General features: G+C 50.2%; 13 protein-coding genes. 7 read left to right on the plus strand and 6 right to left on the minus strand.

Features of this window, described 5'->3' with window-relative positions; genetic code table 11:
• Positions 1-351: 351 nt before the first annotated feature.
• The 5 genes from C3432_RS07660 to C3432_RS07680 all read left to right on the plus strand — a co-directional run bounded on the left by C3432_RS07660 (position 352) and on the right by C3432_RS07680 (position 5115).
• On the plus strand, positions 352-1053 hold the full coding sequence (locus C3432_RS07660; protein WP_103776044.1) for an oligogalacturonate-specific porin KdgM family protein: 702 nt from the start codon (positions 352-354) through the stop codon (positions 1051-1053).
• Positions 1054-1122: 69 nt separating this feature from the next.
• Positions 1123-2832, plus strand: a complete 1710-nt coding sequence (locus C3432_RS07665) for a pectate lyase (protein ID WP_103776045.1) — start codon at positions 1123-1125, stop codon at positions 2830-2832.
• Between the two features lie 217 nt (positions 2833-3049).
• Complete coding sequence (gene cbpA / locus C3432_RS07670; RefSeq protein ID WP_103776046.1) at positions 3050-3970, plus strand: curved DNA-binding protein; 921 nt, start codon at positions 3050-3052, stop codon at positions 3968-3970.
• A complete protein-coding gene (gene cbpM, locus C3432_RS07675; protein ID WP_103776047.1) occupies positions 3970-4275 on the plus strand; it encodes a chaperone modulator CbpM in 306 nt (101 codons plus the stop codon). Before cbpA ends, cbpM begins: the two co-directional genes overlap by 1 nt.
• 153 nt (positions 4276-4428) lie before the next feature.
• Complete coding sequence (locus tag C3432_RS07680; protein ID WP_103776048.1) at positions 4429-5115, plus strand: Crp/Fnr family transcriptional regulator; 687 nt, start codon at positions 4429-4431, stop codon at positions 5113-5115.
• A 37-nt stretch (positions 5116-5152) separates the two neighbouring features.
• Here the strand turns inward: C3432_RS07680 and C3432_RS07685 are convergent, their stop codons facing one another.
• From C3432_RS07685 to deoD, 3 genes are all read right to left on the minus strand, one after another.
• Complete coding sequence (locus tag C3432_RS07685; RefSeq protein ID WP_374755466.1) at positions 5153-5938, minus strand: nucleoside-specific channel-forming Tsx family protein; 786 nt, start codon at positions 5936-5938, stop codon at positions 5153-5155.
• Between the two features lie 135 nt (positions 5939-6073).
• The gene (gene tsgA, locus C3432_RS07690; RefSeq protein ID WP_103776050.1) at positions 6074-7237 is read right to left on the minus strand and encodes an MFS transporter TsgA; all 1164 of its coding nucleotides are present in this window, start codon (positions 7235-7237) and stop codon (positions 6074-6076) included.
• Positions 7238-7274: 37 nt separating this feature from the next.
• Complete coding sequence (deoD, locus tag C3432_RS07695; RefSeq protein WP_103776051.1) at positions 7275-7982, minus strand: purine-nucleoside phosphorylase; 708 nt, start codon at positions 7980-7982, stop codon at positions 7275-7277.
• Between the two features lie 238 nt (positions 7983-8220).
• Here deoD and C3432_RS07700 point away from each other — a divergent pair, with 238 nt between their 5' ends.
• Complete coding sequence (locus tag C3432_RS07700) at positions 8221-9300, plus strand: 4Fe-4S binding protein (RefSeq protein WP_103776052.1); 1080 nt, start codon at positions 8221-8223, stop codon at positions 9298-9300.
• A 136-nt stretch (positions 9301-9436) separates the two neighbouring features.
• Complete coding sequence (locus C3432_RS07705) at positions 9437-10474, plus strand: LacI family DNA-binding transcriptional regulator (protein WP_103776053.1); 1038 nt, start codon at positions 9437-9439, stop codon at positions 10472-10474.
• 32 nt (positions 10475-10506) lie between these two features.
• Here the strand turns inward: C3432_RS07705 and C3432_RS07710 are convergent, their stop codons facing one another.
• The 3 genes from C3432_RS07710 to C3432_RS07720 all read right to left on the minus strand — a co-directional run bounded on the left by C3432_RS07710 (position 10507) and on the right by C3432_RS07720 (position 13734).
• Entirely contained in the window at positions 10507-10926 is a 420-nt protein-coding gene (locus tag C3432_RS07710; protein ID WP_103776054.1) for an RbsD/FucU family protein, read from the minus strand.
• 49 nt (positions 10927-10975) lie between these two features.
• The gene (locus C3432_RS07715; protein WP_103776055.1) at positions 10976-11740 is read right to left on the minus strand and encodes an SDR family NAD(P)-dependent oxidoreductase; all 765 of its coding nucleotides are present in this window, start codon (positions 11738-11740) and stop codon (positions 10976-10978) included.
• A 119-nt stretch (positions 11741-11859) separates the two neighbouring features.
• The gene (locus C3432_RS07720; protein WP_103776056.1) at positions 11860-13734 is read right to left on the minus strand and encodes a TRAP transporter large permease; all 1875 of its coding nucleotides are present in this window, start codon (positions 13732-13734) and stop codon (positions 11860-11862) included.
• Positions 13735-13806: the final 72 nt, after the last annotated feature.

Raw genomic sequence — 13806 nt, forward strand, 5'->3', positions numbered from 1 at the left:
ACATCATTTCATTTTTTGTAAAAGTTATTTCCATGATTCATTATGCGCTTATAAAATTACGCAAGAAAAAATGTAATGAACAATGTGTGGTGAATCCCCCTAAGCGGCGGGGTCAGCTGATCTGAGACTGTCCTCATGGATGTTTCTTTTTTATGGACGAACGGGTGCGATCAGCCGCACGTTCACCGGGAGGCACCCGGCACCACACGCCAACTTAATGAAATAATGACAATTTATCGATGCCATATGCTGTCGCCTGGCATCATATGGCAGGGCCATCATTTTCTTTAAATATCCTCTGACGATATGGAGAGGACTCTTTTACCTTTGGAATAAAACAAGAGGCTTTATATGTTGCGTTCATTTTTATTGATGACTGTACCCTTTATGAGCATCGCGGCACATGCTGTGACTTTCGACTATCGCCACGAAATGAATGATAAAGGTGGAAATAATCACAAAGACCGGTTACTCATGTCCCATCGTTTCGCCAATGGCTTCGGACTCTCGCTGGAGGGAAAATGGAAAGGTTCACAAAATAAAGATAAAGCCTTTGATGAAACGGTAAGTAACGGAACAGAAGTCGTTGCCAGCTATGTTCATAAATTCAACTCAACCTTCCAGATTGAACCGGGTTTTTCCCTGGATACGAATTCATCTTCCAATAACTACCGGCCTTATCTGCGTGGGAAAGCGAATCTTAATGAGGATATCAGTGCGTCTTTACGTTATCGCCCTTACTTTAAACGAAACTCAAACAATATTGGCACATCAAAAGACACATCCGAAAATGGTTATAATCTGACCTCCGTCTTAACCTTCAAGCTTAATAAAGATTTTCAGCTTGATTATGAGCTCGATTATAAAAAAGCGAACTCTGCTGGTGTGATCCTCGCAAACAATAAGAGCGAAGACTGGACGCATGATTTTAAACTGACCTATAAGCTGGATAAAAACTGGTCACCTTATGCCGCCATCGCCAATGTCTCTGGGGATAAACTCACCAATGAAAGACAAACCCGCTACCGTGTTGGCGTGAAATACACTTTCTGACCCCGACTCCATTCAGATCGCTGAACAACACAAGCGTGTTCAACGTTTACCAGCAAATACGAGATAAATATGAAACTGTCTAAATTAGCAGTGGTAGTGAGTTTACTTGGCATCTGTTCTTTCCCTTCTCTGGCGCAGGACAGTGCGAAACTTACCAGTGTTAAAGAATTCGCCGATGCCGTTATCGAAAAAGGTCGGAGCAAAAATTTCCCGGAGGCCCCCCTTCTTGCTGATGGGATTGACCCGCGAACAGGCCAACAAATGGAGTGGATCTTTCCTGATGGAAAGGTTGCCGTGCTGTCTAACTTTTCTGCGCAGCAGAACCTGATGCGCGTTCTGGTGGGGCTAAGCCTGTTAACCGACAATCCAAAATACAAACAGCTCGCTGAAGACAATGTTCGTTATTACTTCCAGCACTATCAGGACAGCAGCGGCCTTTTACTCTGGGGCGGGCACCGTTTTATCAATCTGAACACATTGCAACCGGAAGGCCCCAGCGAAAAAGAACAGGTGCATGAACTCAAGAATGCGTATCCCTGGTATGACCTGATGTTTTTCGTTGATAAACCCGCCACCATACAGTTTATCCGCGCCTTCTGGAATGCGCATGTTTATGACTGGAAGATTCTGGAAACCAGTCGTCACGGCGAGTACGGCAAACCGATGGGGAAACTGTGGGAAAATGCGTTTGAGCAGCAGCCACCGTTCTTCGCGACCAAAGGCTTAAGTTTTCTCAACGCGGGCAATGATCTGATCTACTCCGCTTCGATGCTGTACAAATACAACCATGAAGATGGCGCATTACGGTGGGCAACGCGTCTTGCCGAACAGTATGTTTTGCCCAGAGATCAGAAAACAGGGCTTGGCGTTTATCAATTCACTCAGCCGCTTAAACGTGCCGAAACCAGCGATGATACGGATACCAATTCGAAATACGGCGATCGCGCGCAGCGTCAATTTGGCCCTGAATTTGGTCCAGACGCACTGGAAGGCAACATGATGCTGAAGGGCAGAACCAGTACGCTGTACTCAGAGAACGCCCTCATGCAGCTGGCCCTTGCCAAATCTCTGGGTGAAGAGGGGAAAGAGATTAAAAAGTGGACCATTGGTGGGCTGATTGCCTTCGCCAACTGGGCCTACGATGAAAAAGACAACACTTTCCGCCCCATGCTGGCGAACGGTACGGACCTTTCAGATTATGTTCTGAAAAGGGATGGATATTATGGGAAGAAAGGAACGGTACTGAAGCCGTATCCTGCGGGTAATGAATTTCTCCTGTCTTACGCCAGAGCCTGGACGCTGGAGCCCAACCCGCAGATCTGGAAAGTTGCCCGTGGCATCGCCAGAGGACAAGGTCTGGGCGATATCGGGGAGCCAGGCGGCGTCAATAACCAGTTAAATATGGCAACCGACAACCGTGAACCTTATGCCATTTTTGCCCTGATCGATCTCTGGCAATCAAGCGGACAAAAACGCTATCTGGATCTGGCTGATAAAATTGCCGATAACATTATTACGACCCAACGCGTTAATGGCTTTTTTATGGATGATCCCCAGGCTATCTATGCCAATGTCGACCATATCGCCCCCTACGCCTTACTTGCGCTGGAAGCCGCCAGACAGAACAAACCGGATGCCGTGGCGCCTTTCCTGAACGGCGCGGGTTTTACTGAGGGGGCTTACCGGTTGCAGGATGGAAGCGTCCGCTATTCAACCCGCGATGACGAATTATTTAAATTGAAGCCTGGCGAAACGCTTAAGCCAAACGGCAAGCGTTAAGCGGCTCACGCTAATGGGCAGGATTTCACCCTCCTGCCCTCTTCCCTTCAGGATTTACCGTCTTCCTCATCATCACGCCCTTTTCAGGTTCGATTTATTAAATCCAGTAATGTTTTTGCGGTTGGCATACGCATCCCTGAGGATTACCCTACACTTAGAGGTGTTCACTTTCCAGGAAACTCCCTTTTGCATGTATTGATTTACGCGAGATAACGCTATGGAATTAAAGGATTATTACGCCATTATGGGCGTGAAATCGACGGACGATCTCAAGACAATCAAGACCGCCTATCGTCGACTGGCCCGCAAGTATCATCCCGATGTCAGTAAAGAATCCGATGCCGAAGCCCGCTTTAAAGAGGTGGCCGAAGCATGGGAAGTCCTGAGCGATGAGCAGAAGCGGGCCGAATACGATCGGCTGTGGCAACACCGCAACGATCCGCAATTCAACCGTCAGTTCCGGCAGGAAGAAGGTCAAGGCAACAACGCTGAAGACTTTGACGATATCTTCTCTTCAATTTTCGGGCATCATGCCCGTCAGTCAAGACAACGCCACGCCAGCCGGGGCCACGATATAGAAATCGAAGTGGCGGTGTTCCTCGAAGAGACGCTTGCACAACACAGCCGGACCATCAGCTATAACCTGCCGGTATACAACGCGTTTGGCATCATTGAGCAAGAAATCCCTAAAACGCTGAATGTGAAAATTCCGGCGGGCGTCGGAAATGGTCAACGCATTCGTCTGAAAGGCCAGGGGACGCCTGGCGAGCATGGCGGCCCGAACGGTGATTTATGGCTGGTGATTCATATAGCGCCACATCCGCTGTTTGATATCGTCAACCAGGATCTGGAGATCGTCGTGCCTCTGGCGCCGTGGGAGGCCGCACTTGGGGCGAAGGTCACCGTGCCGACGCTAAAAGAGAACATTCTTTTAACTATCCCCGCGGGCAGCCAGGCGGGTCAGCGCTTACGCATCAAAGGCAAAGGTCTGGTAAGCAAGAAACACACCGGCGATCTCTACGCGGTGATTAAAATCGTGATGCCGCCGAAACCAGATGAAAACAGTACGACGCTGTGGCAACAGCTGGCGGACGCGCAAAAGTCGTTTGATCCGCGCAAAGAGTGGGGGAAAGCATAATGGCTAACGTTACCGTCACCTTTACGATTACCGAGTTCTGTCTGCACAGCGGCGTTTCGGAAGATGAGCTTAATGAGATTGTCGGACTGGGTGTGATAGAGCCTCAGGAAGACGAGGCGGCCCACTGGCAGTTTGACGATCATGCCCTCACCGTGGTGCAGCGTGCTTTGCGTCTGCGCCAGGAGCTGGCGCTGGACTGGCCGGGGATTGCCGTCGCGCTCACCCTGCTGGAAGAGAACGCCCGCTTACGACAGGAAAATCGTTTACTGCGCCAGCGGCTATCGCGCTTTATCGCTCATCCCTGAACCGGCCTGGCACCTCTCCCGGGTCAGCATGATGCTGGCCCTTTCCATTTATAAAGACAGATTAACGCTCTCGCGGCACGCGTCTTAATGACATCAATCCCCGGATGGCATACATTCAGATCTAAGAATTTGCTCACTCACAGAAATGAAGACATGCAGCTTAAACCACTCACTAAAGGCCGTTTTCATACTATCTGGCAACAGGATGATGCATTTATTGAGAAAATATTTCGCGAGCTGCTCTCAGAAAAACAGCTTATTGACGAAAATGAGTATCTCTATCATCAGGGCCAGGTTGTCGATCGCCTGATAATGGTCGAATCCGGCAGAATCTCCCTGCGCTACAGCGCTGAAAATGGCCGCCGTTTTCAACTGGGCGCCATGGAATGCGACGAACAGCTGTTTGGTGAAATGGAGTTTTTCACCGGTTATCGCTGCCAACTTGATATCGTGGCGGAGGAACCGCTGACCGTTGCAGTATGCAGTTGCGATCGACTCGAAGCGGCATTCAATCAACACCCAAAACTGGCGATTTTTTTTGCCAGCGCAATGGCGGTGGACTATCAGGATATGCTGGAAATCTTTTTGCACCGTATGCTCTACCCCATTGTGCACAATGTTGCCTATGACCTCTATCGGCAGCATCTGAACAAGCAGCCAATGGATGGATTCCGTAAAAATTATCAGGAAGCAGAAAGATTTGGCACCACCGATCGGGTTTATCGGCGCGCGGTTAAAGCGCTTACCGATGCCGGGCTGGTGACACGGACAAAACAGGGACTGGAAATTCAGGATCTTGATGGGCTGCGTCAGTTTCTGGGGAACGATATCTTTGAATGACACGCCCGGCGGGTACCGGCGTGTCATTCAGATACGATTAAAATTTCCAGGTGAGGTTGAAGTAGTGCCCAAGCCCCGTTGTGCGCCCTGCCCCACCGTGGTTTTGCATCAAGGCCATATTGCGGAAATACTTCAGCCCATAGCCCACCGCATAATTTTCGCTATGCCAGTATATGCCGTTATACCATTCGATAGCGTTGTTGCTGTATAACGCCTGACCGGCAATTTTATTCGCCGCGAATTGATAATCAAAATAGCCCTGGAAATTTAAATAGCTGCCATTGTCAAAATGATAAAAGGGCGTTGACCAGTTAGTAGAGAACATATAACCGTCCCACTTCCCTTCGTTATCCGCACCGTAATTTTCGCGAACATAGTGAGCATAGATATTCATTCCCATCATACCAAACCAGGGCACCTTCACATCGGTACCAAGCCCTATATAATGCTCAAACAACTCGCGATCGCCAAGATTATTCACCGTTGCAATATAAAACTCATTAAAAGGGCCAACGGATAAATCTTTATTGAAGATGGCATCCAGGGAAAAACGTGGTGAGATCTTAGCAAAGAAATTATCACCACCGTGGCGATCGTCCTGTTTGCTGTCAAACACGTCAAAAAAATCGACATAGCCATAAAGATCGACAATACCGGAGCGGGCACCAAATTCCAGCTCAAGATAAGTGTCATTGCGAACTCCGTAAGGAACCTTTGCATCAACACTTTGCATTAAGTTCATTTGCATCCAGTGAAAATCATTTTTCCGGATATTGCCATCACGATAATCTGCGGCTATTGCCTGGCAACATCCGGCACTCATTACCGCCGCCGCTAACAATGCTTTTTTAAAAGTAAAACCATTTTCATTAAACATATTCCATTCCTTTGATAAAACTGAGTGTCATTGCCCCGCAATGGAGCAATATCATTACGATAAATTTAAAAGAGGTCGTATCTACTGTACTGATTTATTTTTTAACTTCAGGGTGACAATCAACATCATAAAGATAATGAAATATAAAACCGGTATCGCATACATTATTTTCTGCAATCCCATCGTTTTTTCCATCAGGGCGCTAATGGCTGGGCTGAACATCGCCCCTGCGCTTCCGCTGATTAATATATAAGAAACATTCTGGCTGCTGGCGCGCTTAACAAAAGAGACGCCATACGCAATAAAGGAGTTATACAGCGCCGCACACACAAATCCGTAGCTATATGCCAGGTAATCCAGTCCGGAAAGATTTTCTTTGGTGACAATGACGGTGGTAATGATACAGGCGAGAAAAATAATACTCAGCAAGAAATAATGGATTTTCACCCGCGCCACAATTCCCGTCGACACTAACGCCCCAACCAGCGCCGCCCCCCAGTACTGAGTAATGATATTTCCCGCCTCTTCAAATGGAATGCCAAATTTGTTCTTTACAAACAAAGGCGCCCAGGTCAGGAAGGTATAGAGCGCCAGCATTCCCAGAAACAGGCCAATCCCGCCACTGATAATCCCTGGATTCCACTCAGATTTAACCACGTCTTTCTGGCCCGAAGAAGGGGTCACTTCACAGGCATTAAAGCGGGTTAGCGCCACGATGCCCAGCGTGAACAGCGCCACCAGGCCCACACTCAGGTAGCTGTAGCTCCATGACATATTGTGGGTAAGCGCAAATGTGGTAATCAGGGGAAAAACAACGCCCGCAACGTTAAAGGTGGCATCCTGGACCACCAGCATCGTACTCTGAATACGCTCCTGCCAGATAGAAACCACAATGGTTCCTGCCACGCATAGCCCAATCCCACCGCAGAATCCCACCAGCGTCATCGCCACCATCACAGGCCATAAGCCACTACTCAGATGCATCGCTAACGCACAAAGAAATACAATTGAGTAGATAATAAGCGTCATCCGTTTTACGCCAATTTTTTCAATCAGGAAAAAAGCCGCAATCGTCCCCGCTAATGCGCCACCATTAAGTAATGAAAATATAGAAGCAACCGCATTGATATCCGCATTATAATGCCCGGCAATCGGCTCAATCAGCATACCAAACTGACTGGCAAATCCAGCCATAATAAAATTTGCCAGAAAGCTGATTAAAGTAAGTGAGAGTTTATTTTTCATATTCACTATCCCTGAGGGGTGCAAGTCGAATGCTGCATTAGACTGTAATGGCCGTATTCAGTGCCAGTTCAATCATATTCTTAAAGGTTAACTGTCGCTCTTCTGCGGTTGTCTCTTCTCCGGTCAGACAGTGATCGGACACGGTCAAAATTGCCAGTGCTTCAATTTTAAATTGATGTGCCAATGCATAAAGGCCAGCAACCTCCATATCAATTCCCAGCACCCCAAAACGCTCCAGCGCAGGAATAAGATTGTCATCGGGATCGTAATAGAGATCGCCACTAAAAATATTCCCCACTTTGATATCGATACCACTTTTCTGTGCTAACACCCATGCCTGATGAAGTAATTTAAAATCCGCGGACGTCGCCATTGCATATCCAGAACTACGCTTCAGATTCGTTACAGAATCGGTCCCGGCGGCAACGGCAAGTATGATATCGCGCATTTTAATATGCTGCTGAGTAGCCCCCAGACTGCCTACCCGAATAATTCTTTTTACGCCATAATCATTAACCAGTTCATGAGCATACAGTGTCATTGACGGAATACCCATGCCGTGTCCCATCACCGATACCGGCTGGCCAAAATAAAAACCCGTATATCCCAGCATATTGCGAACGTTGGTGACTTCCTGATAGTCCATCAGATAATTTTCAGCGATAAATTTAGCCCGCAGCGGGTCGCCTGGCATAATGACAGTTGAAGCAAAATCACCAGGTTTGGCATTAATATGTGCAGTCATAACAATTCCTGAACGCTTTTTAGTGAAGGTATGCAGGAAGTGTAACCAGCGCAGGGATAAGCCTTCAGGACAAAAGTCCTGCTTAAACGATCTGCTTCTCATTTTAGAGAGTTATTATGCGGGCTGTTGCAGCAGCAGGAGAAAGTTGGATCAAGCAGACCTGAATCAATCTTCGGCATTCAGAATTGCCTTAGGATAGTGGCATCTGGAATACATGTTAGGAAGAACAGGCCAAGTGATGACAGAAAAAGTGCGCACGCGCTGGCAACGTCGACCGGGGACAACTGGCGGCAAACGACCGTGGAATGACTGGCGTAATGCCTCAACCTGGCGAAAGGCAACGCAGCTGTTGCTGCTCGCAATCAATATCTATATTGGCGTCACCTTCTACTACTGGGTCCGTTACTGTGAGTCCGGCGGCGCCACGCTGTTTGTTCCCCGCCCTGGCGGCATCGAAGGCTGGCTGCCCATCGCTGGCCTGATGAACATTCGCTATACGCTGGAAACGGGCGTGCTCCCGCCGATCCACGCAGCCTCAATGCTGCTGCTGGTTGCTTTCATCGTCATTAGCCTGTTGCTGAAAAAATCATTCTGCTCATGGCTCTGTCCGGTTGGCACAATTTCAGAGCTGACTGGCAATCTCGGTAAAAAGGGGTTTGGCCGCCAGGTGACGCTTCCACGCTGGCTGGATATCCCGATGCGCGGACTGAAATATCTGCTGCTCAGCTTCTTTCTGTATATCGCGCTGTCGATGCCCGCCACGGGGATTCAGTATTTCCTGACGTCCGCTTACGGGATCATTATCGACGTCAAGATGCTAGCCTTCTTTCGTCATCCCGGAAGCGTGACGCTCGCCAGCGTGGCGATTCTCGTCGTGATTAGTCTGTTTGTTCACAATGCCTGGTGTCGCTATCTGTGTCCCTACGGCGCGCTGCTGGGCCTGTTCTCCCTGCTCTCTCCGGTTAAAATCCGTCGTAATGCAGACAGCTGCATTGACTGCGGCAAATGTGCCAAAAACTGCCCGTCCCGTATCCCTGTCGATAAGCTTATTCAGGTGAGAACGGTGGAATGTACCGGATGTATGACCTGCGTGGAATCGTGCCCGGTTGCCTCGACGCTGACCTTTTCATTGCATACCCCTCCGGGAAACACGGACAAGCGCCAGAGCGCCCTGTCCGGCATGATGATGACCGTGCTGCTACTCGGCATTGTATTTGCCGCTGTTGGCTTTGCCGTTTACGCTGGTGTCTGGGAAAGCCCGGTACCGGAAAATCTTTATTTCCGCATTATTCCACAAGCCGGAATGATTGGGCATTAGCCCAGGCCAGACGGTAAATTGTGGTGGATACTTTGCATTGACAGCGCCATCTGTAACGTTACACTAAACCGTTATAGTTAATCACTTCCGGTGGCGGTACTGACGCTGCCACTCTCGATTGCCGCAAAGGAGATGTATGGCGAACATCCGTGATGTCGCAAAACATGCTGGCGTGTCCGTTAGTACAGTGTCCAACGTGCTCAATGGACGTACCGATCAAATGCGGGCCGAAACGCTGGCACGCATCCAGCAGAGTATGCAGACGCTGAATTATTTCCCCAATCGGGTGGCCCAGCAGTTAAAGACGGGCCATGCCAAAATGATTGGCTTACTGGTGCCGTCAATTGTGAACCCCAGCTTTGCCGCTCTGGCGCGTGAAGTCGATCTGGCGGCCAAAAAGCGCCTGTTTCGGGTGCTGACGGGCAATACCTACCGGCAAATTGAAGAGGAAGAGGCCTTCCTGGAAGATATGTTTTCCCACGGCGTTCGGGGGATAATCGTCGCAGCCTGTGATATCGAAAAACCGCATTTTGCCCGCGCGGCAAATCAGGGCATGGTGATGGTGAACTATGATGGTCGTATGCCAGCCCGCGCTGAAGCCGACGATTTCACATTGGACAGCGTCTCAATGGACAACATCGAGGCCGGTCGCATGGCCGCAGAACATCTGATCGCTCATAACTGCCATCGCCTGGCCTTCGCCACCGTAGCAGGTATGACCCCCAGCCGCGCCCACAAAATAGAAGGGTTTCTCAGCGCGGTACAACATCATGGGCTGTTTCGTGACGGGATGATCGTAGAAGGACAGGCGATGGCGGCCTATGGCGACACGGAGATGACGGAGCTGGGCCGGGCGCTGGCGTTAAAGATCAGCCAGCAGTCGCCTCTGCCGGATGGCATTGTTGCCATTAACGACGCGCTCGGTATCGGATTAATGGCCGGTTTACATCAGGCGGGCATTAATGTACCGGAACAAATTTCGATCGTCGGTATCGACAATATTTCGCTTTCAGGGCTGGTCTATCCCGGCCTTAGCTCAATTATGCCCCCCCTCCCACAGATGGCAGAGGTCATGGTGGAAAGACTGATTGCCAGGATAGAAAATCCCGCCATTGCGCCAGAGGAGTTTTTATTTTCCCCGTCGCTGGTTTCCCGGCAATCTGTACGTGGCTGAAAGGAGAAGAACAGAATGTTCTTCTCTGTTTCTCAGGACAGCGTTGGGGCTACGGTCAGAAGGATGTTGGCAAAACGGCGTGTCTCTCCGGATGCAATGACCAGGAGCGTGTCGGATGACTTCGCCAGGGAGTAGAAAGCGTTACGTTCAACATGCTCAAATTCGATCGGCTCTGAAAGCAAACCGCGGTATTCACGCTCAATGGTATTGTCAAATTCCGGCGGACTGGCCATGAGCGTGGCCTTCTCCACATTAATATATCCCAGTATTTTCTCCAGAATAACCACACTGCCAATCATTCCTGGGGTGAAATTAAGCCAGATGATGCGCGCTTGTGGCGAGGAGTTAGTTAAGAACGAATAATTTGCATCGGTAATTAAAATGTTGGCCTTATGCCCGCACAGCGCCAGCGCCTGTAATAAATCAGGATGAATAATCTCTGACTTTATCATAATTTATTCCTTTTAAAATCTGGCGGGTATTTCAACCCGCCATTTTCGATTAAGCCCGGTAAATACCACCGTTGATATCAATCGTTGCCCCGGAAATAAAACCATCATATTCGGAGGCAAGGAAGCAGATCGCCCTGGCGACATCTTCCGGGGTTCCCGCCCTGCCCAAAGGAATCGCCTGAACCGTCTGATCGGCAGAGGCCTGCGTGGTGTGCTGATTATGAAAACGCGTGCCCAGAATTAACCCAGGCGCTACGGCATTGACGCGGATCCCAAATTCGCCTAATTCAGCGGCAAGCGAGCGAGTCCAGGTTAACACCGCCCCTTTGGTGGTGGAATAAACCAATGAGCCAGCGTGCCCGCCGGAACGCCCGGCGAGTGAGGCGAGGTTAACGATACTGGCTCCCTCAGATGCGGCTTTCAGCCACGGCAGCGCCTGCTGGGTCACATTGAGCATGGTCGTCATATTGACATCAATAACCGTGCGCCAGAATTGCGGTTCAATTTCACCAAGCCATTTGCGGGCAATAATACCGCCGACGTTATTCACCAGAATGTCGATCCCGCCGAGAAATTCTGCCGCGTCCGCCACGCAGCGAGCAGCGGCCTCCTCATCGGTTAAATCAGCGAAACCACATGCCGCCCGGGTTCCCTGCTGTTGTGCCGTCGCCATTAATTCCCGCGGCCCTTCTTCACCACTGAAATAATGAATATAGATATCACATCCTGCTTCTATCAGTTTTCTCGCGGTTTCTTTACCAATACCTTGCTCTGCGCCGGTAATAAACACTTTTTTACCCGTTAATAATCCCATTTCATACTCCAGTTATTCATATTTATACAACGTCAGGATATAACCTGGCGCATCGTTGCTATTTTTTACGCGTGGACATCCCCACCACTCAAACGTGGTGAATCACAGGCTCTTAATAATTAATAACCAGCCAGTCCCGGCAACCAGGTCGTTAATGGTGGAGCCATGGCGACAATAATGATCCCAACGAATACCACCGCCAGATATTTCGCCATAGGCCGGATAACATGCTTCATTTCAACGCCGCAAATCGCGCAGGTGGTGTATAACCCCAAACCAATCGGCGGAGAGAACAGCCCAAAGCCCATTGCCATAATCATCACAATGCCAAAGTGCAGCGGATTAAATCCAAGCTGAATGGCAATTGGCACCAGGATGGGCGCGAAGATAATCAGCGCTGGCGCGCCTTCCAGAACCGCACCAAAGATAATCAGAATAACAATGGTTAACAGCAGGAACAGCCATGCACCCTGCTCCATCCCAATCCCCACCAGGAGTTCGGCAATCTGCTGTGGGATCATCTGTATTGTTAAGGCATAAGAAAGGCTGGTCGCGCAGGCCACGATAAACAGTAAGACACCGGACATGGCCGCGATATCAACAAACATTTTGACGGTAGCTTTTAGCGTCAGTTCACGAAACGCCAGACGCCCCACCACAATGGCGTAGATAACCGCAAAAGCGGAAATCTCCGTCGAGGTGGCGATCCCCATCATGACCCCGCGGCCAATCATAAAGATCATCACCAGACCGACAGCGGCCCCGAGGTAAAGCTGGGTACGTGGCCGTAACACCGGATACGCTTCACTGACGTTAATTTTCCCACCAAAACGGTTTGCAGCAATCATCAGCAGCACTAACAGACAGGCCGCAGGCACCAGACCGGCGATGAACAACGCGCCAATGGAAATGTTCGCGACAAATCCCATCACGATCAGGTTAACACACGGTGGAATGGTCTCTGCCATCACCGCCGAGGCAGCAAATACGCCAGCCGCCTCTTCACTGTCTTGTTTAGCACGGCGTACCGCAGGCATTAACACGCCGCCGACTGCCGCAACATCCGCCAGCTTGGAGCCGGAGATACCGGAGAAAAACGCCATCGACAACACGGTTGTCATGTTCAGGCCACCGCGGAACCGCCCCATGCCACGCACGATCAGTTCCACCAGACGCGTTGACATCCCGTTGATTTCCATTGCCGCACCGGCCAGCAAAAAGAACGGAATCGCCAGCAGGACAAAGTGGTCAACGCCCGCCGCAACCTGCTGCGAGAAGAAGACAAACGGCAGAGAGGGGTCGCAGATAAAAAAGACCATCGCAGACATACCCAGCGTGAAGGCGATTGGCACACCGGCCAGAATCCCCAGCACAAAGCAAATCAGCATCAGCCCCGCAGCCGCGCTGGCCGGATCGGCCATCAGCGAAAGCTTCAGATAGCCCAGCGCAGCCAGCACCAGGATCCCACCGCCGCTGAGCAGAACAATCCTGGCACGTTCATGCAGGGCATGTTCCAGCGCAGCCACCATCATCACCACTGAGCCGATGAGTACCGGAATCACGTAGATGGTCTGCGGCAGACCGGTTTCTGTGGTTTGCAGACGCGCGGCCTGCACCAGATCGTAGCTGGAAACAACCAGTCCGACGGAGACCAGAAACAGGATCCAGCGACTGGCATGTACTACGTATGGGCGGACATTTTCAGGCAAGAAGCGCAGAAACAGATCGACGCCGATGTGCCCTCCTCTGCCCGTTGACGTGGCTACACCAAAAAAGACCAGTGCAATCATGAGCGCGCGCGCCACCTCTTCCGCCCAGTGGATTGGCGAATGCAAAGCGTAGCGCCAGATGACCGATGCGAAGACCACCAGCACGTTGATAAACAACACCAGCGCCCCGGCCCAGGATGTCAGGGTCGTTAGACATCGACTCAGGCGACCCAGCAGCGTCAACAAAGTATTTTCATCCTTTGCTTTCATAGAGATATCTGCCATGTTGAATTCCTTCATGGTTTTATCGGGTAAAGTCGCCGGTTCGTCTGACATCGGCAAACTGACGACTCATGA

This window comes from Citrobacter amalonaticus (assembly GCF_002918555.1).
Taxonomy (GTDB): domain Bacteria; phylum Pseudomonadota; class Gammaproteobacteria; order Enterobacterales; family Enterobacteriaceae; genus Citrobacter_C; species Citrobacter_C amalonaticus_A.